At 70.8% G+C, this 24,163-nt stretch carries 16 protein-coding genes; 8 read left to right on the top strand and 8 right to left on the bottom strand.

Annotated elements, in window-relative coordinates:
• Positions 1 to 147: 147 nt before the first annotated feature.
• On the bottom strand, positions 148 to 1,404 hold the full coding sequence (locus OED52_RS17565; RefSeq protein WP_264152122.1) for a pyridoxal phosphate-dependent aminotransferase: 1,257 nt from the start codon (positions 1,402 to 1,404) through the stop codon (positions 148 to 150).
• A 166-nt stretch (positions 1,405 to 1,570) separates the two neighbouring features.
• Here OED52_RS17565 and OED52_RS17560 point away from each other — a divergent pair, with 166 nt between their 5' ends.
• The 3 genes from OED52_RS17560 to OED52_RS17550 all read left to right on the top strand — a co-directional run bounded on the left by OED52_RS17560 (position 1,571) and on the right by OED52_RS17550 (position 4,217).
• Entirely contained in the window at positions 1,571 to 1,774 is a 204-nt protein-coding gene (locus tag OED52_RS17560; protein WP_264152121.1) for a cold-shock protein, read from the top strand.
• 208 nt (positions 1,775 to 1,982) lie between these two features.
• The gene (locus OED52_RS17555; RefSeq protein ID WP_264152120.1) at positions 1,983 to 3,161 is read left to right on the top strand and encodes an alkane 1-monooxygenase; all 1,179 of its coding nucleotides are present in this window, start codon (positions 1,983 to 1,985) and stop codon (positions 3,159 to 3,161) included.
• Between the two features lie 87 nt (positions 3,162 to 3,248).
• Complete coding sequence (locus OED52_RS17550; RefSeq protein ID WP_264152119.1) at positions 3,249 to 4,217, top strand: hypothetical protein; 969 nt, start codon at positions 3,249 to 3,251, stop codon at positions 4,215 to 4,217.
• Between the two features lie 59 nt (positions 4,218 to 4,276).
• On the opposite strand, the gene OED52_RS17545 is transcribed toward OED52_RS17550, so the two are convergent.
• Complete coding sequence (locus OED52_RS17545; RefSeq protein ID WP_264152118.1) at positions 4,277 to 7,459, bottom strand: heterodisulfide reductase-related iron-sulfur binding cluster; 3,183 nt, start codon at positions 7,457 to 7,459, stop codon at positions 4,277 to 4,279.
• A 432-nt stretch (positions 7,460 to 7,891) separates the two neighbouring features.
• On the opposite strand from OED52_RS17545, the gene OED52_RS17540 reads away from it, so the two are divergent.
• Complete coding sequence (locus OED52_RS17540; protein WP_264152117.1) at positions 7,892 to 8,584, top strand: ammonium transporter; 693 nt, start codon at positions 7,892 to 7,894, stop codon at positions 8,582 to 8,584.
• Between the two features lie 215 nt (positions 8,585 to 8,799).
• Here OED52_RS17540 and OED52_RS17535 read toward each other — a convergent pair whose 3' ends face one another.
• The 5 genes from OED52_RS17535 to OED52_RS17515 form a co-directional block, all read right to left on the bottom strand.
• Entirely contained in the window at positions 8,800 to 10,104 is a 1,305-nt protein-coding gene (locus tag OED52_RS17535) for a S1 family peptidase (protein WP_264152116.1), read from the bottom strand.
• A 144-nt stretch (positions 10,105 to 10,248) separates the two neighbouring features.
• On the bottom strand, positions 10,249 to 11,601 hold the full coding sequence (locus OED52_RS17530; protein ID WP_264152115.1) for a S1 family peptidase: 1,353 nt from the start codon (positions 11,599 to 11,601) through the stop codon (positions 10,249 to 10,251).
• Positions 11,602 to 11,748: 147 nt separating this feature from the next.
• Positions 11,749 to 13,239 carry an Hsp70 family protein gene (locus tag OED52_RS17525; protein ID WP_264152114.1) on the bottom strand — a complete coding sequence of 497 codons (1,491 nt, stop codon included), beginning with the start codon at positions 13,237 to 13,239 and terminating at the stop codon, positions 11,749 to 11,751.
• Positions 13,230 to 15,689, bottom strand: a complete 2,460-nt coding sequence (locus OED52_RS17520) for a LuxR C-terminal-related transcriptional regulator (protein WP_264152113.1) — start codon at positions 15,687 to 15,689, stop codon at positions 13,230 to 13,232. Before OED52_RS17520 ends, OED52_RS17525 begins: the two co-directional genes overlap by 10 nt.
• Before the next feature lie 8 nt (positions 15,690 to 15,697).
• Complete coding sequence (locus tag OED52_RS17515; RefSeq protein WP_264152112.1) at positions 15,698 to 17,521, bottom strand: Hsp70 family protein; 1,824 nt, start codon at positions 17,519 to 17,521, stop codon at positions 15,698 to 15,700.
• 250 nt (positions 17,522 to 17,771) lie between these two features.
• Between OED52_RS17515 and OED52_RS17510 the strand changes: the two genes are divergently transcribed.
• From OED52_RS17510 to OED52_RS17500, 3 genes are all read left to right on the top strand, one after another.
• Entirely contained in the window at positions 17,772 to 19,694 is a 1,923-nt protein-coding gene (locus OED52_RS17510) for an IniB N-terminal domain-containing protein (protein WP_264152111.1), read from the top strand.
• 71 nt (positions 19,695 to 19,765) lie between these two features.
• The gene (locus OED52_RS17505) at positions 19,766 to 21,523 is read left to right on the top strand and encodes a dynamin family protein (protein ID WP_264152110.1); all 1,758 of its coding nucleotides are present in this window, start codon (positions 19,766 to 19,768) and stop codon (positions 21,521 to 21,523) included.
• Positions 21,520 to 22,974: a dynamin family protein gene (locus tag OED52_RS17500; RefSeq protein ID WP_264152109.1), complete on the top strand. Its 1,455-nt coding sequence runs from the start codon at positions 21,520 to 21,522 to the stop codon at positions 22,972 to 22,974. The genes OED52_RS17505 and OED52_RS17500 overlap by 4 nt, the downstream gene beginning before the upstream one ends.
• A 30-nt stretch (positions 22,975 to 23,004) precedes the next feature.
• On the opposite strand, the gene OED52_RS17495 is transcribed toward OED52_RS17500, so the two are convergent.
• On the bottom strand, positions 23,005 to 23,259 hold the full coding sequence (locus OED52_RS17495; RefSeq protein WP_264152108.1) for a hypothetical protein: 255 nt from the start codon (positions 23,257 to 23,259) through the stop codon (positions 23,005 to 23,007).
• 152 nt (positions 23,260 to 23,411) lie between these two features.
• Here OED52_RS17495 and OED52_RS17490 point away from each other — a divergent pair, with 152 nt between their 5' ends.
• The gene (locus OED52_RS17490) at positions 23,412 to 24,131 is read left to right on the top strand and encodes a PadR family transcriptional regulator (protein ID WP_264152107.1); all 720 of its coding nucleotides are present in this window, start codon (positions 23,412 to 23,414) and stop codon (positions 24,129 to 24,131) included.
• Positions 24,132 to 24,163: the final 32 nt, after the last annotated feature.

The raw sequence follows: 24,163 nt of genomic DNA, 5'->3' as shown, positions 1-24,163 counted from the left end.
AGAGGCGGACCTGTGTCCGTGGTCACGAACAGTGCAAACTGTCCACTTGGGTAGGGTCCGATGGTGGGCTGATCAGGGACTTTGGTCCCTAATCGGGTTCTATAACGTTCCCGTAACGATCGTTGGACCCCGGTGGAACATTCCCTCCTACTGCTTGTAGGAGGACAGGAAGTTGCCGATCCGCTCGATCGCCACCGCCAGATCGCGCGCCCACGGCAGCGTCACGATGCGGAAATGATCGTGGTTCGGCCAATTGAAGCCCGTGCCCTGCGTGATGAGGATGCGCTCCTGCAGCAGGAGATCCTGCACCAGCTTCTCGTCGTCGTGGATCTCGTAGACCTCCGGATCCAGACGCGGGAAGGCGTACAGCGCACCGCGCGGCTTCACGCAGCTCACACCCGGGATCGCGTTGAGCCGCTCCCACGCCACGTCGCGCTGCTCGAGCAGGCGGCCACCCGGCAGGATCAGCTCCTCGATGCTCTGATGACCACCCAGTGCCACCTGGATCGCGTGCTGCGCCGGCACGTTCGGGCACAGACGCGTCGACGCGAGCAGATCCACACCCTCGAGGAAACCCTCGGCGTGGTCGCGCGGACCGGTGATGACCATCCAGCCCGACCGGTAACCGGCCACCCGGTAGGTCTTCGACAGGCCGTTGTAGGTCAGGCACAGCAGGTCGGGAGCCAGCGACGCCAGCGAGACGTGCTTCGCATCGTCGTAGAGGATCCGGTCGTAGATCTCGTCGGCGAGCAGCAGCAACTGGTGCTTGCGGGCCAAATGGACGATCTGCTCGAGCACCTCGTGTGAGTAGACCGCGCCCGTCGGGTTGTTCGGGTTGATGACCACGATCGCCTTGGTGCGCTCGGTGATCTTCGACTCGAGATCCTCGATGTCCGGATTCCAGTCGTTGCTCTCGTCGCACAGATAGTGCACCGGCGTGCCACCGGCGAGCGAGGTCATCGCCGTCCACAACGGGTAGTCGGGCGCCGGGATCAGCACCTCGTCGCCGTCGTCGAGGAGGGCCTGCATCGTGATGGTGATGAGCTCCGAGACGCCGTTGCCCAGGTAGACGTCGTTGATGTCGAACTTCGGGAAGCCCGGCACGAGCTCGTAACGGGTGACGATCGCGCGTCGCGCCGAGATGATGCCCTTGGACTCCGAGTAGCCCTGTGCGTGCGGCAGCGCAGCGATCATGTCCTGCACGATCGTGCTCGGTGCCTCGAAACCGAACGGGGCCGGGTTGCCGATGTTGAGCTTGAGGATGCGATGCCCCTCGGCCTCGAGCCTCGCGGCGTGGGCGTGCACCGGCCCGCGGATCTCGTACAGCACGTTGCGAAGCTTCGACGACTGCTCGAGCCGGCGGTTGATGCGGTGGTGAAGGTGGCCTTGCTCCTCGGTAGTCACGGCTTACATGGTGCCACCGCCGCGCAACCCGATTTCATCCGCATTTCCGATCGTGTGGTAACAGGTCGGGAAACCGACGCGACGAATGTCCGGATCAGTGGGATGATCGAGGTTCCATCAGGGACGCAAGTCGGGTCGACCTGCGGGAATGCAAGGAGCAAGCAGTATGGCGCAGGGCACTGTGAAGTGGTTCAACGCGGAGAAGGGGTTCGGTTTCATCGAACAGGACGGCGGGGGAGCGGACGTCTTCGTTCACTACTCCGAGATCCAGGCGACCGGATTCAAGACCCTCGACGAGGGTGCTCGGGTCGAGTTCGAGATCGGTCAGGGCCAGAAGGGCCCGCAGGCCCAGGGTGTGCGCGTCATCTAGCTCGCATTCCGTTTTCTTCCGTACCCGGCGGCGTCGCACCTTCGTGCGGCGCCGCCCTCGGCTTCTATGCCATGCGCCACAAAGGGGCAGTTCACCTTACCGATGAGTAAGTGCAGCTTGTACGCTCGATTCGACTTGATTGACCGGTATGAGCTTTACGTTCGGTAGTGCGGGGGGCGTTGTACCGAACGGTGCCACAGGGGCGGAGATGGATGTCGTGAAGGTGGATTCGTCGAGCCGTCGAAAGGAGCAGTACGACGGCTGGAGAGACCCCAAACGATATTTCTGGCTGTATGGACTGGTCATACCCCTCAGTCCGTTCATCGGCTACTTCCTGGTGAAGTACCTGAAACTCGGGGTGTTCTGGGCCTCCGGCGCGCTCGTCATCGCGGTGCTGTGCCCGCTCGTCGACGCCCTCGCCCGGCTCGACACCCGCAACCCACCCGAACGGGTGATGAAAGCCCTCGAGAACGACAGGTACTACCGCTACTGCACCTACCTGTACCTGCCGCTGCAGTACGCCGGACTCTTCTTCGGATGCTGGTGCTGGGTGACCCAGCCGATGGCCGGGGGCGAACGCTTCGCCATGGCCGCGACCCTCGGCATCGTCGGCGGCGTCGGCATCAACGCCGCCCACGAGCTCGGGCACAAACGCACCACCATCGAACGACGCCTCGCCAAGATCGCGCTCGCCCAGTCGTTCTACGGGCACTTCTTCGTCGAGCACAACCACGGGCACCACGTGCGGGTCGCGACCCCGGAGGACCCCGCCACCGCCCGCATGGGCGAGAGCTACTGGTGGTTCCTCCCGCGCACCGTCTTCGGCAGCCTGCGCTCGGCGATCCGCTACGAGAAGGCGCGGCTCGGCCGTCGCGGCAAGTCGTTCTGGAACCTGCGCCACAACGACATCCTCAACGCCTGGGTACTGAGCGTCGTGCTCTACGCCGTGCTCATCGCGGTCTTCGGCTGGTCGATCGCGCCGTGGCTCGTCGTCCAGGCCGTCATGGCCGTCATGTTCCTCGAGGGCGCCAACTATCTCGAGCACTACGGCCTGCTGCGCAACAAGCGGCCCGACGGCTCCTACGAACGGGTGCGGCCCGAGCACAGCTGGAACAGCGACCACGTGTGCTCCAACCTGTTCCTCTACAACCTGCAGCGGCACAGCGACCACCACGCCAACCCGCAGCGGCGCTACCAGACGCTCCGCTCCATGCCCGAAGCCCCGCAGCTCCCCGCCGGTTACGCGGTCCTGATCCTCACCTCGCTGGTCCCGCCGCTGTGGCGGCGACTGATGGATCGGCGGCTGGTCGCGCACTACAACGGTGATTTCTCCCGGATCAACATCCAACCCGGCAAGCGGGCCGCGCTCGAAGCGCGCTACGGGTAGTCCACAGGCGCCCGGTTCGTCCACAGATCGGCGCCGATCGGCCCTGCGCGGGGAGTGTGCGGTGTCGGATGACCGACGCTGAGGTGCATGCGCGACGACCTCATCCACCGCACCGACGCCCTCGCGCGCGGCCACGGACCCGCGCAGATCCGCACCTCCGTCCGCCGCGGCGAGTGGGTGCGACTGACGTCGGGCGTCTACCTGCCCCGCACCCTCTACGACGCGACCGACGACCACGGCCGCCACGCCTACCGCGCGGTGGCGTCGGTGTGCGTGTCGTCGCCGGACGCCGCGATCAGCCACGTCTCCGCCGCGGTCCTGCACGGGCTGCGGCCCTGGGGTCTGCCGCTCGACGACGTCCACCTCACCTACCCCCGCACCAGCGGTGGAAAACGGACACCCGGCCGCGTCATGCACGCCGCGCGGCTCGACGAGACCGACGTCGTCGAGAAGTGCGGGGTGCGGGTGGTGGGGGTCGCGCGGACGGTCGTGGACGTCGCGGCGTCGGAGTCGTTCGAGCACGCCGTGGTGCTCGGCGACCGCGCGCTGCGGCAGGGACTTCTCACGCGTGACGAGCTGGAACGGGTGGTCGCGCGGATGGGCAGCCACCCGGGGCGTGCCCGCGCCCGCCGCGCGGTGGCCGCGATGAGCGAGCGCAGCGACAGTGTCGGCGAGTCGCGCAGCCGCGTGCTGATGATCCGGGAACGCCTGCCCCTGCCCCTCGAACAGGTCGACGTGTTCGACGCGAACGACCGCTGGCTCGCGCGCGTCGACTTCCTCTGGCCGGAACTCGGGGTGCTCGGGGAGTTCGACGGCCGGATCAAGTACCGGCGCGACGGCGTCGCCACCGCAGACGCCGAGGATGTCGTCTACCGGGAGAAGCTGCGGGAGGACCGGCTGCGTCACGCCGGCTGGGTGGTGCTGCGCTGGACGTGGGCCGACCTGGAGACGCCCGGTGCGCTCGCGTCGAAGTTCCGCGATGCGGTGGCGCTGGCGCAGCGGGGGAGTGGGCCGGTGGGGCGCTACGTCGTACGAGGGCTCCCAACGCAGAAGTGAGGCCCACAACCGGGAGCGTTGACTCCGCGGGTTGTGGGCCTCACTTCTCGGTTGTCTACCTACCGGCGGCCGGGGGCCTTGGCGCCGGGCTTGAAGCCGAGGGCGCCCGGCTTGGCCTTCGGGGCCTCCGGTTCCGGCTTGGCCGGTGCGGCCGGCGCCTCGGCGACCAGGGTTTCCGGCGCTGCCTCGGCGACCGGGGCTTCCGGCTCGGCGGGAGCCTCGGGCTCAGGGGCGGGCTCGGGTGCCGGGGCCGGTGCGGCCGGAGCCTTCTTGATGCCCGGTCCCTTCAGACCGCTCTTGAGCTGCAATCCGCCCGGCTTGGCCTTCGGGATCGCCGCTTCCTTCGGAGCCTCAGCGGGAGCCTCGGCAGCGGGAGCCTCGGCGGCCGGAGCCGGCTCGGCGGGAGCGGCCGGTGCCGCGGCCTGAGGGGCCGCCGGCTTCCTCGCGCCCGGACCCTTGAGTCCGCTCTTGAGCTGGAGTCCGCCCGGCTTGGCCTTCGGGATCGCCGTCTCCTGCGGGGCCTCGGCCGGAGCCTCGGCAGCCGGAGCCGACGCGGCAGGTGCGGCGGGCTTCGCGCCGCCCGGTGCCTTCGCGCCCGGAGCCTTGAGACCACCCTTCATCTGCAGGCCGCCCGGCTTCGCCTTCGGCGCCGCCGGTGCCTCGGCCGCGGGAGCCTCCACCGACGCAGCGGATGCGGCCGGAGCCGCAGCCTTCTTCGCGCCCGGACCCTTCAGGCCACCCTTGAGCTGCAGGCCGCCCGGCTTCGCCTTCGGTGCGGCCGGAGCCTCGGCCGACTCGGCAGCGGGCTTCGCGCCACCGGGAGCCTTCGCGCCCGGAGCCTTCAGGCCGCCCTTCATCTGCAGTCCGCCGGCCTTCGGAGCGCCGGTGGTCTTGGGAGTCGTCGGAGCCGCGGCCGCAGCCTCGACCTCCTCGACCCGCTCCTGCTCGATCTCTTCGGCCTTCTCCTCGACCTCGACCGGAGCCTTGGGCTGCTGGACGACCTTGAGGTTCTCGCTGAGCTTGCCGGCCTCGACGCGCTCGATCGACTCGAGCATGAGCTGCGCGACGTCGACGACCTCGACGCCCTCACCCTGGCCCTGCTCCTGGCGTGCGGTGACACCGTCGGTGAGCATCACGCGGCAGAACGGGCAGCCCGTCGCGATCTTGGCGGGATCCGTGGTGAGCGCTTCGTCGACGCGGTCGATGTTGATGCGCTTACCGATCTTCTCCTCCATCCACATGCGGGCACCACCGGCACCACAGCACATGGACCGCTCGCCGTGACGCGGCATCTCGACGAGAGTCGCACCCGACGCGGCCATCAGCTCACGCGGAGCGTTGTAGACCTTGTTGTGACGGCCGAGGAAGCAGGGGTCGTGGTAGGTCACGTTCTGACCGACCGGCTTGACCTGGACCAGCTTCTTCGCCCGCACCAGACGGTTGAGCAGCTGCGTGTGGTGGACGACCTCGTAGGTGCCACCCACCTGGGGGTACTCGTTGTTCAGGGCGTTGAAGCAGTGCGCGCAGGTCACGACGATCTTGCGCTTGCTCTGCTCGACACCCTCGAACACGCCGTTGAGGACCTCGATGTTCTGCTGCGCCAGCTGCTGGAACAGGAACTCGTTGCCCGCGCGGCGAGCGGAGTCGCCGGTGCAGGTCTCCTCGGCGCCGAGGACCATGAACTTCACGCCGGCGGTCGCGAGGAGCTCGGCGACGGCCTTCGTGGTCTTCTTCGCGCGGTCTTCGTAGGCACCGGCGCAACCGACCCAGAACAGGTACTCGTAGCCGTCGAAGGTCTCGGCGTCCTGGCCGAAGACCGGGATCTCGAACTCCAGCTCGTTGATCCAGTTGAGCCGGTCCTTCGCGTTCTGGCCCCAGGGGTTGCCCTTGTTCTCGAGGTTCTTGAACAGACCCGCGAGTTCGGACGGGAAGTCCGACTCGATGAGCACCTGGTAGCGGCGCATGTCGATGATGTGGTCGACGTGCTCGATGTCCACCGGGCACTGCTCGACGCAGGCGCCACAGTTGGTGCACGACCACAGCGTCTCGGTGTCGATGACGGGAGCGAGCTCGTCGGCCTCGACGAGCGCCTCGGTCTCGCCGACGAGCTTGCGACGCGACTCCTCGCGGGCCGACGCCGGGATCTTCGCGAGCTTGGCCTCGTCCGGGTTGCCCTCGGCATCGACCAGGCCGACCTCGTCGCCACCGATGTCGGTGCGACCGCCCGCCAGCAGGTAGGGGGCCTTGGCGTAGCCGTGATCGCGCAGCGAGGTGATGAGCAGCTTCGGCGACAGCGGCTTGCCGGTGTTCCAGGCGGGGCACTGCGACTGGCAGCGACCGCACTCGGTGCAGGTCGTGAAGTCCAGCCAGCCCTTCCAGGTGAAGTCCTCGATGCGACCGGCACCGAAGGTGTCCTTGTCCGGATCGGCGTCCTCCATGTCGACGGGCTTGCCGCCGGACATCATCTGGCGTGCGGCACCGAGGGCGGGACCGCCGTCGTCCTCACGCTTGAAGTAGATGTTGAAGAAGGCCGAGAAGCGGTGCCAGGCGACACCCCAGGTGATGTTGCGGCCGACGATGTACAGCCACACCATGCCCGACATGAGCTTGACGAACGCGAACACCGACACGAGCTCGGGGCTCTCCGGCAGGATCTTGGCGACCTGCATCGTGAAGAAGTCGGTGTAGGCGTTGTAGTGGTGGAAGGTGGCGATCTTGCCGGCCTTCACCAGGATCATGCCCAGGCCCTCGAGCAGCACGACCGTCTCGACGAAGTAGGCGGCTTTGAAGTTCGAACCGCTGAAGCGCGACAGCCGGCCCGGCTGACGCGGGTGGTTGCGCTGGCGGATGTAGATCAGCACCAGGATGCCGATCACCGTGCCGAGGCCGAGGATCTCGTCGATGAAGTGGTAGACGGCGGTGTCACCGATCAGCGGCCAGTGGAACTCGGGGTCGAAGGTCTGGCCGTAGGCCTCGAACCAGACGATGGACCCGAGCAGGAAGCCGACCATCACCAGCCAGTGCGCCCAGCCGACGGTACGGAACTTGACCATCTTCGTGTGCGCGAGGAATTCGACGACCATCTGCTTGAAGCGCGGGAAGAAGGGTCGCCAACGATCGGGAGCGGGCTGGCCGATCCGAACGGTGTTGACCATCTTCAATGCGCCGCTGATGAACGCGAACCAACACACGAGGCTCAGCAGCACGCCGATCGTGCCCAACGTAATCGTCAGGGCATTCATACGGGGCCTTTCGTGTCGGGGGCGGCAGGGCGCCGCCTGGTAGGAGTCTCCGCATCGTAACGCACGATAAGTTACCCACCGGTAACTCGGGCTGATCTGGGGTTACCCATGAGTAGATTTTTTCCGGTGTGGAACGAAAGCGGTGTGCCCCGACACGCTAGAGGGCAAACGTGACCTCGCTTTCAGTCAGGCTCCCCTAACTCGCCTGGTGACGGTCGTTCGCTCGGGAAAAAGATTGTGAATGCGCAGGATGCGGGACCGCGACAATTCGGTTGAACGGACATGACGGTGCGGAAGTGATCTCGGTTATGATTCGCCCGGTACATGGGGTTCGTAACGCGGGGGAAACGTCGGGGGACCGTGGAACTCCGAGTCGAACAGCAAATGGGGGGCGTCCCGACGGGCGTGCGCCATGTCACAGAACGGAAACAGATGAAGCTGAAGAAGCTTGCCGCTGTGGCGACGATGACGATCGCCGCCATGGGTATCACCGCGGGTACTTCGTTCGCCGCTCCTGCCGCACAGGACGAGATCAACTACGAGTCGAGGATCGACGGCCGGTCCGTCGTCACGGTCATCGACGCCGGGACGTTCAAGATCTCGGGTGACGGCGAGAGCGTCGAACTCCAGGATGCGAACGGCAACATCGTCGTGAGCCTGCCGCTCGCCGTTCAGATCGGCGACCTGCAACTGCCCTTCCAGCGTGAGGTCAGCGAGGACGGCAAGACCCTGACCCTCACCCCGGTCCTCGACCTCTCGCAGGCCGTCCCGGTTGCGCCGGAGGACAAGGTCGCCCTCGGCCTCTCGCCGATCGCCTTCGAGCTCCAGGACGTCGCATCGCCCGAGGAGAATCTGGCGGCCCAGAACAACTTCACTTCGCAGCTGGGCGTCGCCCAGGCTGCAGGCGGCCTGGCGGGCACCATCATCGGCTGCGTCATCGGTGGGCTGGCGGGGTCACCGGCAACCATCGTCGGTTTCCTCGGTGGCTGTGCTACCGGCGCTGGCATCGGTCAGGTGGCAGGCACTGTCATTGCCGGTGGCCCGACGCTCGTCGTCGCCGGTATCGGCCTGGTCGAGACGCTGCTCGCGCCGCCGGGTACCTCGGTCTACGCCCAGCACAACTGACCCTGCCGGATCCCGGATTCCGGCTCACCGCGGTCGCCGCGAGAATCGAACTCGACGATTCTCGCGGCGACCGTGTCGCTTCGGGCCCCTGAAACGCACCGTGCCGAGCGCGAGGATCGTCACCCGTACAATCGGACGTCGCGAAGCCCGAGCACCCGACGACGAAGGTCCGCCCCCGAATCGGGGACGGACCTTCGTCGTCGTAGAGGAACCGCTTACCAGGTGCGGACCTTCAGGCCAGGGTTCTGGTCCAGGATCGACCTGATCGGCGTGGCGAACAGTTCGGGGGTCTCACCGACGAGGCCGCTGACGAAACCGGCGATCTCGCACATGCCGTACTGGCCGACGTTCGACGCGCTCGAGATGCCGAGGGCGAGGGTGCCGGTGACCAGGGTTCCGCCGCTGTCGCCCTGCAGTGCGCACAGGTTGGTGGAGAAACCGTTCTCGAGCACGCGGTGCCCGATCTCGACGCTCTGGCCGGTGGCCGTCACGACACCGCAGCTGTAGCCGGTGCGCAGACCCGACTTGCAGACCGGGGCGCCGACGACCGGATCGGCGATACCGGTGATCGGCAGGGGAGCGGCGAACGGGACGCGCACGCCGTTGTTGCGGAAGCGGTCCTCGGCATCGGGGGTGGGCCGGATCAGGCCGTAGTCGCTGCCGTCGAGGACGGTCTTCTCGAAGGAACCGAGGTGCTGGCCCAGGGCGTCGCCGATGAGCTGGTGCACCTGGGAGGCCCAGGCGGTGCCGGCCTGGGCACGGTTCGGGTCGCAGTGACCGGCCGTGATGTTCAGCGGGCGGCCGCTCGCGTCCTCGGCGTTGAAGCCGAGCGAGCAGCGCAGGCCCTCGCCGGCGCCGAGCGCGGCGTAGGCGTCGCCGCCGAACAGCGCGTCGGGAGCGGCGAGGCCCGCGACCGGCTGCAGGTCGGCGGAGTCCTCGAGGGTGAGCTCGGTGGGAGCGAACAGCACCCGCACGCCGTCGAGGAACTCGGGGAGCTGGATACCGGCGACGTCCTCGGCGCGGACGACGACGTCGTTGTTCACGACGTCGATCGCGATGCCGCGGATGAGGTCGGCGACGGCCGGGGGCTGCGTCTCCAGCCAGTCGTTGAGGGCGCTCAGCCGATCTTCGAGAACGGACTCGCTGTTCTCGGCGCGCGCGACGGTGAAGCCGGCGCTCTCGGCGGCGGCGCGGGCCTCGTCGAAGCCCTCACCGTCGGTGAGCCCGACCGTGGGGATGCCCTGGGCGTCGAGCCAGACACCGGCGAAGATCGCCTCGAACTGCTCGCGTGCCGTCTCGGCGAACGCGGCGAGTTCCTGGCTGCGCTGGGCGTCGGAAAGGAATCGTTCGGGACTGATCTGCAGGTCTCGCTGCAACGCCTCGACGAGCTCGGCCGGCAGAGACGACGTCGACGTCTCGACAGGCTCGGGCTCGGCCTGGGCGACGGCGGCGGCAGGTCCGAGCAGCAGCAGCGCGGCCGAGCCGATCACGGCCGCCCGACGTGCGAAGGTGCGTCGCATGGATACCTTTCTCGTTCCCCCTTGCGGCTTGCGCGCGCGAAGGCGCCGCCCCGGGCGGGCGGCGTCCCTCAGATCCTAAGGGGTAACCCGCGAAGCGCATAGGCACTTCTCGGGGCTGAAGTGACGTATGGGGCGAATGGGACGTCAGGCCGGATTCGCCGTGCGCACCCGGACACCCGCGGCGTTCTCGATCTCCGTGATCGGGATGCCCAGGCTCGAGGTGCCACCGCTCGGAGCGAGCACCAGATTCGCCTCGACGCAGTTGGGCGCACCCGCACTGTTCGAGCCGCTGATCACGCCGAGCGCGAGCGTGCCGGTGACGACGGCGCCGCCGCTGTCGCCGGCGAGGGTGCACGCCGAGGTCGCGAAGCCACGGATGGTGGTCGCGGCACCCGACTCGTACACCAGCTGGGTCTCGAGATGGTCGGTGACGACCACACCGCAGGTGAACGCCGACGACTGGCCGGACTTGCAGACCGGGGCGCCGACGACCGGAACGGCCGTGCCGGTCACCGTGAGGGTCGAGCCGTTGCCGCCGCGCACGATCGGGCGGTCCAGACCGGCGTCGAGGCCGGCCTGCTCCAGCGAGATGATTCCGTAGTCGAGGGTGCTGTTCGTGCCCACGGTCGACTCCGTGAACCGGCCGATCCGCACGCTGTCGTCGACGTTCTGACGGTTGGGCAAGTAGACGGTCGATCCGCCGTCCCGGCGGGCCACCGCGTCGCAGTGACCGGCGGTGATGTTGACGGCGTCGCCCTCGGCGTCGACACCGCTGAAGCCGAACGAGCAGATACCGATGTTCTCGATGCGCGTGGTGCGCACGTCGCCGTCGGCGGTGATGTAGGTGTCGCCACCCATCGGCGCCGGATCGTTGGGCGGCATGCCCGGCGACAGCTGGACCTGCACGTTCGCGATGAGCGACGGCAGGTTCAGGGCGCGACCGATCGGGGTGTTCACGATGTCCACGACGATCTGGTTGTTGAACACGTCGATCGAGGCGGAGTTGATCTGCGACGACACCTCGCGCGGCAGGCCGGCCACCCAGCGGTTGAGCTCGGTGAGCGACTGCTCGAGGCCGTCGGCGGACACCGGGGCCACGGTGGCCTGGAAACCGTCCTTGCGGGCCTTCTCCGCGGCGTCGCGGCTGGTGACGGCGACGACGGGCTGCCCGTCCTCACCGAGCCAGGCACCGGCGTAGTCGCCGGGGCGCTCCGAGCGGAGGGTGCGGGCGTAGCTCCCGAGCTCCTGGGCGCGGGCGGCACGCTCGAGGTACTCCTCCGGCGTCAGACCGAGATCGCGCTGGACGGCCTCGACCAGCTCGGTGGGCAGATCCGCCGCGGCCGCCTGCTCGGCCGGTGCGGCATTTGCAGCCGAGGCCAGCGGGCCGAGCAGCAGCACCAGGGAGGTCGCTGCGACGACACCGCGTCGAGTGGTGTCGACGACACCGCGTCGAGTGGTGGAACGGGCTGCGGCGCGCGACGCCGACGAGAGACGCATGGAGGCCTTTCGATGTGCTCGATGGTTCTCTGAACTCGTGTTCCGGGAGCCGGGTCCATGACCCGCACGACAGCCTACGGGACGGGACCGGGGTGACGGCCAGTGCCGTAGGTCCCACCGGGACGACCTCCTGGGAACCGTGACCGATCACGGTTCGGGGGCCGGCTCCGGTTCGGGTTCCGGTTCGGGCTCGGGGTCCGTGCCGGGCCCGGTGCTCGTCTCGTCGCCGTCGTCGTCGCCCCGCGATTCCCGGTACGGCGTCCGGGTGCGATCGGACGTGTAGGTGTCGGACCCGGTCGACGAGGGTGCTGCGGCGGGTTCCTGCGCGGGAACCACCGGCTCCTCGTAGGTCGTCGTGTCGGCGGTGGCCGGGCTCTGCTGCGTGGTCTGCGGGGCCCGGGCGGTGGTGGACGCGTCGACCGTCTCGTCCTCGACCGCGGTGGTGGTCGTCGTGGTCGTGGTGCTGCTGCGCGGGGCGGAGCTGCTCGGCCGTGCGGTCGAGGAGGTGGTGGTCGCGGCGGTCTCGGAGGCCTGCGTGCCCGCGGCGGCCGTCGGCACCTCGCGGAGACTGAACACCAGCGCGCCGACACCGACGAGCAGTGCGATCGCCGCCGCGGCCGTGATCGCGACGACCATCGACGACTTGCGGCGGGGCTTCTCCTCGTCACCCGGCGCGGCGAGGGCGGTCGGAGCGGCCGGGGCCGCCTCCGGTGCGTCGGTGGGCGGCACGGTGATCTTCTCGAGGACCTCGGTGGCCTCGGGATCGAGGGCGGTGCGCGTGGGTTCCGGCAGCTTGGCGGTCGGCAGGACCTGCGTCGAACCGAGCAGGTCCACCGAGCCGGCGGCCGCCGCGAGCGCGGCACCGCGCACCATCGTCTGGTGCGGTTCGGGGGCCAGCGCACACCGCAGGCCCAGGCCGGTCTTCACCGACTGCGCGACCAGCTGCGCCGCGCGCGGGTCGACGGCCTCGTCGGCGGTGACGACCATCGCGTCGAGGTTGCTCACGGACCAGCCGAGCGTCTCGAGCGCCGTGGACAGCTGCGCCTCCACGGAGGGGGCGTCGTCCTCGGCGAACCGGAACGCGTGGCCCGCGACGATGCCGGAGCGGACCAGCGTGACCGTCGAACCCTGCGGGTCGATGTGGTAAACGGCGACGAGCCGGCCGGTGCGGTGCGAGACCTGCGATTCGAACCAGGCCGCCGCGGCCTCGGCGTCGGAGACGAGCGAGACGTGCCGCAGCCCGACGTAGTCGAGGGCGTTGCGCAGCACGGAGACCGTCGACGCGGGCCAGTCGGTGGGATAGGTCGCGACGGCGGTGTACCGGGCGTCGCCGAGCAGGCCGGCCGCGTCGGCGAGCAGGCACTCGATGGCCGTGGCGACGAGGTCCTCCGCGCGGGAGAGGGAACCGTCGTTGGCGCGCACACCACCGGAGTGGCCGACCCGGTCGACGAAATCGGTGAACGAGCTGGTGGTGCCGTCGACGACGTCGTGGTCGCCGAGGGTGGCGGTGCCGTCGGAGTGCAGGTGGACCGCGGTGACGCGTTCGATGGGGTCGGGGTCCGGTCGTCCGGGCGTCGGCGAGGTGACCGCGACCGAGGAGACGGTGGTCCCCACCCTCAGGCCTACGCCTACGGACATGCCGGTGTCCCTCCATTTCCATCGGAGTGTGTGTGACGGTGTGCATCCGTGCCGTGCCCCATGGCCCGCAGCAGAGACAGCAACTCCGAGCGGGAACCGGCGCCGAGCCGACGACGGATACGGGCGACGTGATGTTCCACGGTCTTCGCGGAAATGTACAGGTGATTGCCCACCTCGCGGTAAGTCAGCCCGGAAACGACCAGGTCGGCGACCTGCGCTTCCCGCTCCGACAACGGCCCCGGAACCGTCGGCGCCGACGGTCGCTCGTCGTCCGGGGCACTCGGCGGGGTGTCCGCGGGGGTCCGCACGACGCGGCCGTTCTGGCGGATGTCCCGCGCGATCTGCAGCAATCCGGTGGCGGCGGCGGTGTCCTCGGCGCGCAGCGCGGCCTCGCCGGCGAGCTTGGCGCCGTCCCAGGGCAGCCCCACCGCGGCGAGCGCCTCGGCCGCTTCCCGCACCCGACGCGTGTCCACGTCGCCGCGCAGCACCCCGAGCCAGGCCTGCCCGGCCCGGGCGAGCACCGCGGCATAGGCGGTGGACTCGGCGGCCAGCGCGAGGGCGCGGGCGTGCGGCACCAGATCGGACGGCCGGTTCGCGGCGATCGCGGCCTGCACCCCGTACCAGTGCAGCGCCGCACCCCACAGCGGCGGTTCGCCGAGCGTCGCCAGCAGCCGGCGGGCATCGGCGACGAGATGGGCGACGCGGTCCGGTTCCCCGACGCGCACCGCCGCCAGCCACAGTTCACCGAGCGGCAGCAACCCGAACAGGTCGACGGAGTACTCGGCGACGACACCCTGCGCGGCACGCCACCGCATCGTCAGGGCACCGAGGTCGCCGCTGCGTCGCGCCAGCCCCACCTGCAGGGCATGGAGGAAGAGGAGGTCGCGTCCGGCGCTCACCTCGGGGGCGAGGCGTTCGGCGGCCGTGGTCGCGGCGGCGAGGTCCCCGCCGAGCAGGTCGGCCCACGCCGCGAGCAGCCGGTTGCGCACGGTGGGGACGGCGGGGCGGGCGAGCAGCGCGCGGGCGTGGTCGAGTTCGCCCGAGTGCAGGCACAGCAGTGCGGCGATCGCGTCGGCGCCGTCGGGCCAGGCCCGGGAGGTCGTCTCCCCGTCGAGGCTCGTCAGGGCGCGGGTGAGCCGGTTCATCGCGACGCGGCCGTCGCCGCCCACCGATTCGCGCAGGCCCTCCTCGACCAGGCGCGCAGCGGACACCGACGAAGTGGGTGCCCCCGCGGCGACGGCGGAACGCAGATGCCGGGCGGCGTCCGGACGACCGGCGGCGAGCAGCACGGCCGCGGCGATCGGGGCGTCCCCACCGGCGCGGTCGGGACCGAGCCATTCGAACAGGTCGGCGCTGCGGTCGAGCATGCCGCGCTGGGCGGCGACGCTCGCCGAGATCCGGGTGGCGGCCCGCACGTCGTCGACGTCGAGACCCTCGCACCGTTCCAGCAGCCGGTCGGCGAGCTGTGCGGCGGTCGTGAGATCCCCTGCGGCGAAGGCGACCTCCGCGCGGGGCACGGCCAGCGCGGCCGGGTCGGCACCCGCGGTGATCGCGGCATCGAGCAGGTCGGCGGCCTCGCCTGGTGCGGCGCCGGCGGCCAGGGCGACGAGATGGTCGGCGAGATGCGGGTCGGTGAGCCCGATTCCGGCGAGGCTGCGGGCGAGACGCGGGGTGAGGGTGCCGGCCTCGAGCCGCGTCGAGAGCAGACGCCGCGCCGAGGCGTGCAGTCCGTGCCGCCCGACCGCGGCTGCGGGGATGCCCGCGGCGCCGGGGACGAGGTTCTCGTCGGGATCGAGCAGGCCGCTCGCGCGGCCGGTGTCGACGAGATCGAGGGCCCGGTCGGCGGGCAGGTCGAGCACGGCGGCGACCTCACCGGGATCCAGGGCCACTCCGAGTTCGACGAGGGCGAGGACCGCCGCGAGATCCCGGTCGGTGGCGAGCTGCATGCGGATGCGCTCGGCGACGGCCCGTCGCACGTCGGTCTCGGTGCGCACCGCGTCGAGGGCGGTGTCCACCAGCGCGGGCACGCCACCGGTGAGCCGGTGCAGGGACCGCACCTGCGGCGGTGCCAACTGCAGTCCGAACGACGCTGCCCGACCGGCGGTTTCACGCGCCGTCCAGTTCCGCAGTTCGACGACGCTGCCGTGCGCGGCGAACGCGGCTGCGAGAGCACGGATTTCGGGGCGGTGCGGTCGAGGTTCGGTGGCGACGACGAGCCCTGCCGCCCCGGCGGCACCCGCGATCAGCTCGTCCAGTTCGCCGGCGGTGAGCCGGTGCGCGTCGTCGACCACCCGCGCGGCGCCGATCCGTTCCCGGAGCGACGCCAGCACAGCGGATTTCCCCGTCCCCGCGCCACCGACCAGCAGCAGGCTCGGGGGAGCGGTCGCCGAGACGACGCGCGTGACCTCGCGCGGTACGGGTCGCTGGGGCAGGGAGGGGGCGGACGTCATGGCAGCGATCAGCGCCCGGTTCCGAGCAGACCGCCCACGACCTGGCCGGTGCCACCGAGGACACCACCGACGACGTTGCCGGTGCCGTCGAGCACCCGGCCGAGACCGTTGCCCACACCCTCGACAACGGCACCCGCACCGCGACCGGCACCGGTCAGCGCGTCACCGACACCCGACTGCGGAGCCGACGGCGCCGGAGCGGGAGCGGGAGCAGGCTGCTGCTGCGTCGGCTGGGGGACCGCGGGGACCTCGGGGGCGGGCGCGGCCGGGGACTCGGGCGCCGGGGTGCTGCCGTCCGGTGCGGGGGTCTCCCCGGCGGGTACGGCGGCCGGGTTCGCCGGAGCGGGAGCGCCGGGGGTGCCCGGTGTCGCCGCGACCGGCACGACGGTCACCGAGCCGTCGGAGTTCACCACCCGCACCGTCTCCGTGGTCCCGGGTGCGGTCGACTGCGTCGTACCGGGTTCTGCGACGACCGCCCCGGTCGTGGGCGCGGGCGAGCCGGTGTTCTCGGCGACGGTCTCCGTCGTCGGGCGGGTGCCTGTGCCCGGGGTGTCGGCCTCCGACGACAGGGTGCCCAGCGCCAGGCCCCCGCCGGCGAGGACGGCCACCGCCGCCACCGCGGCCCCGACCAGCGCGAACCGGCGACCGCGGGACCCGCTCGCGGTGGTGTCGACGACGGCGGGCCGGTGGGCGGCGACCGGCTCGGGGGCCGCAGTCGCTTCGGTGACGGCGGGCAGGACGACGGTCGCGGCGTCGTCCTCCTCGACCGGGGCGAGCCGCGACATCGCAGGGGTCCGCTCGGCGACGGGCGCGGCGGCCGCCAGCGCCGCACCGTGCGCCGCGGTGAAGGCGGGGCGTGCGGCCATCACGACCGGCAGACCCAGCTCCGACGAGATCAGCTCGGTGACCAGCGGAGTGGACGACCCGCCACCCGTCAACAGCACCCGTCCCACATCGGACAGGTCGACGCCCGCGGCGCGCAGCGCGTCCTGCACCAGCACGAGCGACGCCTCGAGCGGCCCGCGGGCCAGCTCCTCGAACTCCCCGCGCACCAGCCGCACGTCGCGGCGGACGCCCGGCAGCGCGAGCGGGACGACCGTCTCGGTGTCGCTCGACAGGGCCTCCCTCGCCGCGCGGCAGTGCGCCCGGAACCCGGCGAGGGCGGCGACCGTCTCGGGCGCGAACGGATCGAGGCCCGCCGCGGCGGCACCGAGTTCCTCGAGCAGGTAGGTGGTGACGAGATGGTCGAGGTGGTCGCCCGACAGGTCGTCGCCGGTCAGGGGGCGTCCCAGCAGCGTGGGCTGCGCGCCGTGCCCGATCACCGCGACGTCGAGGCCCCGCGCGCCGAGGTCGTACACGACCGTGACGTCGTCGCCGGGGGCGCCGTGGACGGTCTCGAACCAGCGCGCCGCCGCGACCGGCTCGGACAGCGTCGACGCGGACACCCCCGCACGGTCGAGTGCGGCGTGCAGCGAGTCGACGGCGTGCGCCGACCAGGTCGCGGGGTGGGCCAGCATCGTCGGGGCGAGGGCGTCGCCGAGTGTGCGTCGCTGCAGGTCGGCGAGGGTCGCGGCGACGAGGTCCTCGCCGAGGTGGGTCGAGCCGTCGTCGGTGAGGATGCCGACCGGGTCGCCCACGCGCGCCGGGAATCCGGTGAGCACCTCGGTGCCCGGGGCGGGTTCCCCGCTGCCGAGGACGGGGGTGCCCCCGGCGGGGACGTGCAGTTCGGTGGGGGCCGACAACAGTTGCGGGTCGCGGGAACCGGCGCGATCGAACACGGTCACGGCCAGCGAATTCGCCGACCCGATGGTGACGCCGAGTCCTGAGTACATGCACGCTCCCGGGGTCCGGGCGGACCCCTGTCCGCCGATGTAGTTCCGTTCGGTCTCGAACAGCCTGTCGCTCCCGTCACGGGAGTCGTTAGCCTCCACCGCCGATCAGGGGGCCGATCCCCTAATGCCCCCGATGCCCCCAATCCCCGATCCCCCAATGCCCCGCGGCAATCAGGGGGCCGTTCCCCCTGTGCCCGCGACCGCCGGATTCGTAGCGTCGACGACAGACCCCGAGATCAGGAGATCCGCGATGGCCACCAACGCCGTACTCGACTTCATCCTCAGCCTGTTCCGCGACGAGAAGGAACTCGCCCGGTACTGCGCCGACCCCGAGACCGTCCTCGCCGAGGCCGGACTCGGCGACGTGTGCCACGCCGACATCGTCGCGGTGGCGCCCCTCGTCGCCGACAGTGGACTGTTCGCCGGTTCCGTCTCCGAACTCACCGCCGCGTTGAACGGCGCCGCGAACGCGGGTGCGTCGCTGGCCGGTGGCGCTGCCGCCGGGCTCGGTGGCGCGGCCGGCCTGGGCGGCAGCCTGGGACTCGGCGTCGGCCTCGGCCTGGGCGGAAGCCTCGGCGGTGGCCTCGGTCTGGGCGGAAGCCTCGGAGGCGGCCTGGGCCTCGGCGCGAACGCCGGCGGCAACGTCGACTCGCAGCTCGGTCTCGATCTCGGCGGGACGCTCGGAGCCGCCCTCGGCGCCGGCGGTGACCTCGGCGCCTCCCTCGGTGCGGCGCTCGGCGGTGCCCTCGACACCGCACTGGGCCTGGGCGGATCGCTCGACCTCGGACTCGACATCGGCGGCACCCTGGCCGGCGCCCTCGAGGGCGGACTCGGCCTCGGTGTCGGCGCGGCCGCCGACCTCGCCGCCGCGATCGACGCGGCCATCGCGGCGACGGGCGGTCTCGGCGCCGACCTCGCCACCACCCTCGAAGCGGCCCTCGGCGTCGGCGGTGAGCTGGGTGCCTCCGTCGGCACCGCGCTCGGCGGGGTACTCGACTCCGCGGTGTCCCTGGGCGGGCAGTTCTCGACCGACCTGAACACCGCGCTGGCCGGCGGCCTCGACCTCGGTGCCGCGCTCGGCACCACCCTCGGCGGCGCCCTCGGTGTCGGCGCCGACCTGACCGGCGCGCTCGGTGGCGCCCTGGGCGGGGTCCTGAACTCGGCGCTCGACGTCGCCGGTGGACTCGGCGCCGATCTCGGAGCGGGACTCGACGCCGGTGTCGGCGCGACCCTCGGTCTCGGTGCCTCCCTGTCGGCGCTGCTCGGTGCCGGTGGTGCCGCCGCCGGCGACCTCGGTGCGGCGCTCGGCGCGGTCCTCGACAGCAGCGCCGAGGGCGGGCTGCTCGGCGGTGTGGACCTCGACGCGGTGCTCACCGGTGGCACCGAGGTCGACGGCGGGGTCGAACTCGGCACCCTCGTCGGCGGCGTGCTCGGTGGTGCCCTCGGCCTCGGAACCGGCACGACCGTCGAACTGTCGTCGGCGCTGAACATCGCCATCGGATCGACCGCGGCGACCGGCACCGACCTGTCCTCGGTGCTGGGTTCGGCGTTCTCCGTCGGCGGGTCGGCCGGAGCCGATCTCGGTCTGCAGCTCGGCACCGCCCTCGATGCGGCGGCCGGGTCGGTGTCGCTCGACACCGGAGCCGACCTCGGTGCCCAGCTCGCCACCACCATCGGCGGCAGCCTCGGCGCCGGCGCCGAAGCCACCGGCCAGCTCGGCTACGCCCTCGACGGCGCACTCGGGGCGGCCGGGGAACTCGGCGCGGTCGGCGACCTCGGTGCCGACCTCGGTGCCGGCCTGGGTGCCGGTCTCGGCACGGCGGTGTCGGGTGCGACCGCTCTCGGTGCCGACCTCTCGGCCGGACTCACCGGCAGCACCCAGGCCGTCGCCGACCTCTCGGCGGGCCTGACCTCCGACGTCTCCACCGAACTCACCACGCAGATCGGCGGCGGCCTGTCCGGTGCGGCCGAGAGCTGGGCGTCGGTCGGCGAGGACGTCTTCGGGTCGATCGACGACAGCATCACCGGCTCGATCGAGACCGCGGCCGGCCTGTTCGGGTCGGGTGGCCTGGGGATGACCACGAACGTCGGCGGCAGCCTCTTCGGCGGCGCCGGGATGGAGACCTCCCTCGGTGCACCCGAGACGGCCGACCTCGACGAACCGCTGCCCTGACCCGCACGTCCGCCGGCTCCGGGACATAATGACCGGAGCCGGCACCGACGGAAGGCGAGTCGACGCAGCCCATGCAGCACCCATCCGAAACATCCGCGCGCCGGTCGGCGCCCGAAACGTCACAGCGCCGGTCGGCGCTACTGAATCTGATCGATTCCGCAATCGACCGGTCCCGAGGAGCCGGTCGCGGCGACCTCACCGACCGTCTGACGGCCGCCCGCACGAAGGTCGCCGACCCGCGGTTGCGGGTGGTCGTCGTCGGCGGCCTGAACCAGGGCAAGAGCCGCTTCGTCAACTCCCTGCTCGGGCTCGAGGTGTGCTCCGTCGGCGACGACGAGACCACCGCCGTCCCCACCGTCGTGCAGCACGGCCCCGAACTGCAGCAGGTCGCGGTGGGGGAGGAACGGCTCGAGATCAGCGCGCCGAGCCCGCTGCTCGCCGACGGACTCGTGTTCGTCGACACCCCCGGCGTGGGTGGGCACGGAAATCCGCACACCGCCGCCACCCTGACCCTGATCGCGGCCGCCGACGCGGTGTTCGTCGTCTCGGATGCCAGCCAGGAGTTCACCGCACCCGAGATGTCGTTCCTGCGGCAGGTGCACTCCCTGTGCCCGGCGTCGGCGGTGCTCGTCACCAAGACCGATCTGTACCCGCACTGGCGCGACATCGTCGCCGCCGACCTCGGTCATCTCGAACGAGCCGGTTTCGATGTGCCCCTGTTGCCGATCTCGTCGCTGCTGCGCGAATTCGCGCTGCGCACGGACGACGCGTCGCTGCACGAGGAATCGGGCTTCGACGCGGTCTACGGCTTCCTGCGCGAACAGGTCGTCGCGCGCAACGCCGACGCGGCGCGGCTGTCCGTCGTGCACGACGTGAAGATGGTCGTCGACCACCTCGCGCTGGGTTGCGAGAGCGAACTCGCCGCCCTCCGCGATCCCGAATCCGCTTCCGCCGCCGTCGAGGAACTGAACCGGGCCCGCGCGGCCACCGAGGCACTGCGCACCCGCGCGGCGCGCTGGCAGGTCACCCTCGCCGACGGCATCGCCGATCTCGCCGCCGACATCGACCACGACCTGCGCGACCGGTTGCGCAAGGTCACCCGCGACGCCGAGGCGTCGGTGGACGAGTGCGATCCCGGCAAGGAGTGGCCGCGGCTCGGGCAGTGGCTCGCCGAGCGGGTCGCCGAATCGGTCGGCGACAACTTCGTGTGGGCGCACGAACGCGCGGAGGAACTCGCCGCGAAGGTCGCCGAGCACTTCGCCATCGACGACGACGCGGCCCTGCCGTCACTGCACCTCGGCGACCTGTCGGGGCTGCTCGAACCCGTCGATGACCTCTCCGACCTCGAATCCGGCCGCATCGGCATCGGGCAGAAGGTGCTCGTCGGGTTGAAGGGTTCCTACGGCGGTGTGCTGATGTTCGGGCTCGTCACCACCCTGATGGGCATGGCGCTCGTCAACCCGATCTCGGTGGGGGCCGGATTGGTGCTGGGCACCAAGGCCTACCGCGACGACAAGCAGGTGCGGCTCGGCAAGCGCCGCGCCGACGCGAAGAACGCCATCCGCAAGTTCACCGACGACGTGAGCTTCCAGGTCGGCAAGGAATCCAAGGACCGGCTGCGGCTGATCCAACGTCAGTTGCGCGACCACTTCACCGAGATCGCCGACCAGACCCTGCGGTCGCTCAACGAATCCCTCGAAGCGGCCCAGCACGCCGCGACGGTGCAGCAGCAGGAACGCCGGCAGCGCATCGCAGAACTCGACGCGCACGTCGCGGCGCTGTCCGAACTGCGTTCCCGCGCCGCCGAACTCGCCGGGGCAGCGCAGTGAGCGCCGCGCTCGACCGGGCCCGCGATCTCGTCACCCGGGCCCGGGGCCTCTACGGCGCCGACCCGCACGTCGCCGCGCAGCTCGCCGAATGCGCCGGGCGTCTCGACCAGCCGCTGCGGATCGCGCTCGCCGGCTCGCTCAAGGCCGGCAAGTCGACTCTGCTCAATGCCCTTGTCGGACAGGACATCGCACCCACCGACGCCACCGAGTGCACCCGCGTCGTCACCTGGTACCGCAACGGGCCCGCCCCGTCGGTGACGGCCTGGTTCGACGGCGACCGCAGCCTCCCCGTGCCGGTCCACCGGCCCGACGGGCGCCTCACCTTCGACCTGGGTGAGCTCACCGCCGACCGCGTCGACTTCATCGACGTCGAATGGCCTTCCAGCGCACTGGCACAGACCACGATCATCGACACCCCGGGCACGTCGTCGCTGTCGCAGGACGTCTCGGCCCGCACCCTCGCGCTGCTCACCCCCGAGGAAGCGGCCTCGGGTGCCGACGCCGTCGTCTACCTCATGCGCACCCTCGGCGCCGCCGACGTCGAGTTCCTGGAACGGATCGGCCGGCACGTCGGGGGCGAGTCGGGGCCGCTCGGCATCATCGGGGTGGTCTCGCGCGCCGACGAGGTCGGTGCCGGTCGTGCGGACGCCATGATGTCGGCGTCGCAGGTCGCGGCGCGGTTCACCGCCGAACTCGAACGCACGGGACTGTGCCAGGCGGTCGTGCCGGTCGCGGGGCTGCTGGCCCTGGCGGCACGTACGTTGCGGCAGAGCGAGTTCGCGGCCTTCGAGGCCCTGTCGCAGGTGCCCACGGACGAGCTGCAGGTCGCGATGCTGTCGGCCGATCGTTTCGCCCGCGCCGACGTGCCGCTTCCCGTCGACCCGGAGATGCGGGCGCGCCTCGTCGACCGGTTCGGCCTGTTCGGAATCCGCATGGCGGTGCTGCTGATCCAGCTGGGGGTGCGCGACTCCCCGTCGCTCGCCGCCGAACTCGTCGCCCGCAGCGGCCTCGACGAACTGCGCCAGGTGATCGACGTGCAGTTCGGTCAGCGCGCCGACCAGCTCAAGACGCACTCGGCGTTGCTGTCGCTCGAACGGGTGTTGCGTACCTGCGGCGACCACGACCTGCTCTCGGCGGTACGTCACGAACTCGCCGACGACCACGGCTTCGCCGAACTGCGCCTGCTGGGGAAGCTGCGCTCGTCGTCGGTGTCCCTGCCCGACGACGAGGTCGTCGAACTGCAGCGCGTGGTCGGTGGTTTCGGGATCGGTGCGACGCAGCGTCTGGGCCTTGCCGGGGATGCGGGCGCCGACGAGATCCGCGCGGCGGCCGTCGCGTCGGTACGGCACTGGCGGTCGCGAGCCGAGCACCCCCTCCTCGACCCTTTCACCGCGAAGGCCGCCGCGGTTGCGGCGAGAAGCGCCGAAGGGCTGGTCGTGGGGGTGCGATAACCGCCGGAGGGGACCGGCGGTGCGTCGCGGTCACTCGAGTCGGCCGGGCACCGGATAGCTGCGTGGGGACAGGCCGATGCGGCCCGAGACGACCAGATCGTCGATCGTCTGCTGCAGTCGTCCGCAGGTGGGGATCCAGGCGCGACCCTCCTGGGCGGTACGGGTCCGCGCGAACTCGGGGCAGACGCTGTCGGCGTCGTCGAGCCACTGGATGCTGGTGTGTGCCTCGCTGTACTTCTCGACGAGGACACGATTGCTGCAGTGGGTGCAGCGGACGCTCTCCATGATCAGGACCTCCTGAGGGCTGTGACAGCGACGGTAGTCACGGCGGTCGGCGGAGTCGCCCGGTCTCCCACCGAACGGGAGACCACATTCCGCTCAGTGGGCGGACGACCGCGTGCTGCACCCGTCTCTACCTGGGCTGTTAGGCTTCGATCATGCCCGAGATCGAGCCTGCCGCCGACGCTTCCGACGACGGTTACCCATCGTTGCCCGCCACGAGTTGGGCTGTCCTGGGCATGCTCACCCTCGGTGAGGGACTCACCGGTTACGACCTGAAGAAGTGGGCGGACTGGAGCATCGGATTCTTCTACTGGAGTCCGTCCGTCAGCCAGATCTACGCCGAACTGAAGAAGCTCGAGACGGCGGGGCTGGCCGAGTCGGAGATGGTGTCCGAGCCGGGGGAGCGTGGGCGCCGGGTCTACCGCATCACCGAACGCGGCACCCGCGCCGTGCGGAACTGGTCGCGTGATGCGCCCGTCGAACAGCCGGTCCTCAAGCACGGGCTGATGCTGCGGCTGTGGATGGGGCACCTCAACGAACCCGAGGAGCTGAAGAAGCTCGTCCGGTCGCACATCGAGAACATGGAGGCGATGCGGGAGCGGGCGAAGCTGCACGGCGATCACGCCAACCGCGAACCGGCATGGGCGTTCTCTCGGATGAGCCTGGTCTGGGCCGAACGGTACTTCCAGGCCGAGATCGACCTGGCGAAGCAGGTGCTGGCCGACATCGACGAGGCCGCCGAGACGTTCGCGTCCGTCCGGGTTCGTGACGAGCTGGGCAATCCCGTGCCGGAGGTCGCCGGCTCCTGGCGCGATGTGGAGGACTTCGTTCAGGGCCTCGAACAGCGCGGTCTCGAACGGCACGAACGCGGCTGAGCCATCCGCTCCGCCCGGCCGGGAAACCGTCC

Source organism: Rhodococcus sp. Z13 (assembly GCF_025837095.1).
Taxonomy (GTDB): Bacteria; Actinomycetota; Actinomycetes; order Mycobacteriales; family Mycobacteriaceae; genus Rhodococcus; species Rhodococcus sacchari.
The sequence above is the reverse complement of the archived record's forward strand: the minus strand, read 5'-3'. Positions and strand labels throughout refer to the sequence as shown.

What these genes read in the sequence shown, in the direction of transcription:
- OED52_RS17560 (WP_264152121.1), top strand. Translation starts at nt 1,571, where the DNA reads ATGGCGCAGGGCACTGTGAAGTGGTTCAACGCGGAGAAGGGGTTCGGT.
- OED52_RS17555 (WP_264152120.1), top strand. Translation starts at nt 1,983, where the DNA reads ATGGATGTCGTGAAGGTGGATTCGTCGAGCCGTCGAAAGGAGCAGTAC.
- OED52_RS17550 (WP_264152119.1), top strand. Translation starts at nt 3,249, where the DNA reads ATGCGCGACGACCTCATCCACCGCACCGACGCCCTCGCGCGCGGCCAC.
- OED52_RS17545 (WP_264152118.1), bottom strand. Translation starts at nt 7,459, where the DNA reads ATGAATGCCCTGACGATTACGTTGGGCACGATCGGCGTGCTGCTGAGC.
- OED52_RS17540 (WP_264152117.1), top strand. Translation starts at nt 7,892, where the DNA reads ATGAAGCTGAAGAAGCTTGCCGCTGTGGCGACGATGACGATCGCCGCC.
- OED52_RS17535 (WP_264152116.1), bottom strand. Translation starts at nt 10,104, where the DNA reads ATGCGACGCACCTTCGCACGTCGGGCGGCCGTGATCGGCTCGGCCGCG.
- OED52_RS17530 (WP_264152115.1), bottom strand. Translation starts at nt 11,601, where the DNA reads ATGCGTCTCTCGTCGGCGTCGCGCGCCGCAGCCCGTTCCACCACTCGA.
- OED52_RS17525 (WP_264152114.1), bottom strand. Translation starts at nt 13,239, where the DNA reads ATGTCCGTAGGCGTAGGCCTGAGGGTGGGGACCACCGTCTCCTCGGTC.
- OED52_RS17520 (WP_264152113.1), bottom strand. Translation starts at nt 15,689, where the DNA reads ATGACGTCCGCCCCCTCCCTGCCCCAGCGACCCGTACCGCGCGAGGTC.
- OED52_RS17515 (WP_264152112.1), bottom strand. Translation starts at nt 17,521, where the DNA reads ATGTACTCAGGACTCGGCGTCACCATCGGGTCGGCGAATTCGCTGGCC.
- OED52_RS17510 (WP_264152111.1), top strand. Translation starts at nt 17,772, where the DNA reads ATGGCCACCAACGCCGTACTCGACTTCATCCTCAGCCTGTTCCGCGAC.
- OED52_RS17505 (WP_264152110.1), top strand. Translation starts at nt 19,766, where the DNA reads ATGCAGCACCCATCCGAAACATCCGCGCGCCGGTCGGCGCCCGAAACG.
- OED52_RS17495 (WP_264152108.1), bottom strand. Translation starts at nt 23,259, where the DNA reads ATGGAGAGCGTCCGCTGCACCCACTGCAGCAATCGTGTCCTCGTCGAG.
- OED52_RS17490 (WP_264152107.1), top strand. Translation starts at nt 23,412, where the DNA reads ATGCCCGAGATCGAGCCTGCCGCCGACGCTTCCGACGACGGTTACCCA.